This window comes from Vibrio sp. 10N.247.311.47, from assembly GCF_041467535.1.
GTDB lineage: Bacteria > Pseudomonadota > Gammaproteobacteria > Enterobacterales > Vibrionaceae > Vibrio > Vibrio crassostreae_C.
Genome location: NZ_JBFSUR010000090.1, coordinates 1 through 2,039 on the forward strand (window position 1 = coordinate 1; position 2,039 = coordinate 2,039).

A 2,039-nucleotide genomic window follows, 5' to 3' on the forward strand; every position below is an offset into this window, starting at 1 on the left:
CCGGGTTTCATTCGAGCAATAAAGACACTTTGCAAAACAAAGAGGTGCTACTGGTCAGCGATAACGACATCACCAATTTACCCATTGGCCAAGCCTACGCTGAGCTCGAAGGCGCCAAGATTTGGAAGCTTCGCTTTCCATTGCCGGGCAATGAAGGCGACCTCGAACTGCCAAAGGATATCCAAGCCTTAGTCGATGGGATGCTCCAAAAAAGCCAATCGGTCAAAAGTACACACGACTGGTTGCACGACACCGAGCAGTTCAACAGCTGGATGAATAATGCCTACCTTGGGCTCGATGAAGATGAATCAAAATCGCCTATTCATGAAGTGCAATAAAACCCAGGAGGCCTTGTGGCAGAAAAAACACCAAACCCACCCGTAAAGCGCGAGGAGCCGACGCCTTGGTATGGCCTGCCTTTTGTGGCTTTGGGGCATCTTTTCTGGATATGGGTACTGTTGATACTCATCGAGTGGTTCGCGCCTTTTTGGGGGCAAGTGACGGGGCAACACGCCAAAACCGTGTTAGTAGAGCACATCACCTTGCTGCAAAGCGATCAGCCGCATCTGGCGGCAAAGGTGATGGGACTGGTGAATGCGCTGAGTCAACGCATCGAGACACTGCTCAGTATTGAGTTTGATGGGGCATTGGCTTTCGCGAACGAGTATTGGCACGGCGTGGTGTATGTCACCCTTGCGCTGTTTGTTCGCGTCGCGCTGCTTTTCTTTAGTTGGCCTTTGTTCTTACTGGCGAGCTTTCTCGGGGCATTCGATGGGCTGATCTCTCGTCAGCGGCGCACCGCCTTTGTCGGGCGTGAAACCGAAACCACTCATTACTACGCGCGCCGAGCCGTCTCTATGACCATGATCGGGGCCGGTTACTTATGGCTGTTCATTCCTGGGGTTTGGCCCCTATCTCCGACCTTAGTGTTGTTGCCTGCAGCAGGCATGACAGGGTTACTGGTTCGCACCAGTGTGGCGAGCTATAAGAAGTATTTATAAGAACGGAGCATCACGCAGAGGAATAGATAAGAGCTTTTAATATTATACCCTAATTAAATCAAATAATCTCGATTAGAAATACTTTATTTTGACAATTCTAATTGAGATTTTCCAATGGCTTTTTTGCTAGCGTGTTGACGTCTTTCTAATTAGGAATCAACACCGTGAAATGGCCACTTTTATTCTGTCTGAGCGTGCTCAGTCCTAACCTGTATGCCGACGTCGATACCGAGCAGCGAGAGCTGGCTTTAGTGTCTGCGCAGCTGGGTACCCTCGATTACCTCATTACGCGTGCTGAGCGCGAAGCCGATTATCGCGCCGCACGTCAGTTTGATTACGATGCGCTGCGCCTTGATATCCGCACCCTTCAAGCGGGCATTGATGCCTATTTACGCCCTGAGCGCAGCGCGCCAAAACCTATCACGCCACTGGGCGGCGATTACCTTTCGCAGGCGCCTCATGAATGATCCCCTTTTAGCCTTCGAGCATGGCGCCGGGTTTGAGGCCAACACGCTGGCATGGGTGTTGGCCGGACTCACCAGTGTCTTGCTGATGCTCTGGATGCTGTGGGTATTCTGGAGCGGCTTTCGCGGCATGAAAAACAAAAAAGTGACCAAAGAGGTGTTTCGCCGCTTGGTCTTTCGCGCCGTGTTTATCTTTCTCATCCTGCAATGGTTTTTATATTACGGAGTCGCAACATGATCCAACTTCGAGCGTTTTTTCTTTTTGTCGTCACTTGGCTGCACAGCCTGAGCGCGATGGCGGACATCCCCACTAACAATACCCCGTCTCAAGGCGGCAGTGACAACATCTTAGAGCTCATTTACGCCTATGCCTACGACATCTTGCTTTACGGTGGCGGCATCTTCATTGCCTTCTGCTTTGTCTATTTCCTGGGTCACATCTGGGATGTATTCAGCAAAATCAAAGAGAAACAAGCCACCAAAAAAGACCTGCTCAGTGACGGCGTGATTGGCGCTGTGCTTTTGCTGTTGTCGGTATGGGGACTCAACTACGGCCTTGATATTTTGGAGGGCG

Annotated in this window: 4 protein-coding genes and 1 pseudogene; all 5 read left to right on the forward strand. The window is 50.9% G+C overall.

Features of this window, described 5'->3' with window-relative positions; translation table 11 throughout:
• Positions 1 to 338: pseudogene (locus AB6E51_RS24250) on the forward strand (conjugative coupling factor TraD, PFGI-1 class); the annotation flags it as partial.
• 15 nt (positions 339 to 353) lie between these two features.
• Complete coding sequence (locus AB6E51_RS24255; protein ID WP_372050034.1) at positions 354 to 1,001, forward strand: DUF4400 domain-containing protein; 648 nt, start codon at positions 354 to 356, stop codon at positions 999 to 1,001.
• 194 nt (positions 1,002 to 1,195) lie between these two features.
• Positions 1,196 to 1,468 carry an RAQPRD family integrative conjugative element protein gene (locus AB6E51_RS24260; protein WP_372050035.1) on the forward strand — a complete coding sequence of 91 codons (273 nt, stop codon included), beginning with the start codon at positions 1,196 to 1,198 and terminating at the stop codon, positions 1,466 to 1,468.
• Positions 1,461 to 1,703 (forward strand): TIGR03758 family integrating conjugative element protein, encoded by a 243-nt coding sequence (locus AB6E51_RS24265; RefSeq protein WP_239917870.1) that lies wholly within the window; start codon positions 1,461 to 1,463, stop codon positions 1,701 to 1,703. The genes AB6E51_RS24260 and AB6E51_RS24265 overlap by 8 nt, the downstream gene beginning before the upstream one ends.
• Positions 1,700 to 2,039 (forward strand): TIGR03745 family integrating conjugative element membrane protein (locus AB6E51_RS24270; protein ID WP_372140291.1); only part of this gene is annotated, 340 nt, incomplete at its 3' end. The genes AB6E51_RS24265 and AB6E51_RS24270, both read left to right, overlap by 4 nt.